Annotated in this window: 1 pseudogene; it reads right to left on the reverse strand. The window is 85.4% G+C overall.

The features are described from left to right. A pseudogene (locus QM806_RS41260) lies at nt 1-212 on the reverse strand (hypothetical protein); the annotation flags it as partial.

The raw sequence follows: 212 nt of genomic DNA on the forward strand, positions 1-212 counted from the left end.
GTGGGTCGCGCGCCGGCTGGACGGGGGTGCGCGGCCTGGGAGAGACGGGTGGGGCGGGCCGCGACGGCGGGGGCGGGGGCGAGGGCGATGGCCGGACGGCCCGCCGTGTGGCCGGGGCTGTCCGCGAGCGCGGGCCGCGCGGCCCGCACCGCGGCGACGGTGGTCTCGGTCCGGGGCGGCTCGGCCCCCTGTGCCGGCGGGCCGTGCCTGGG

The sequence above is a fragment of the Rhodococcus sp. IEGM 1351 genome (genome assembly GCF_030056875.1).
In the GTDB taxonomy this organism is placed as follows: Bacteria; Actinomycetota; Actinomycetes; order Mycobacteriales; family Mycobacteriaceae; genus Rhodococcus_F; species Rhodococcus_F opacus.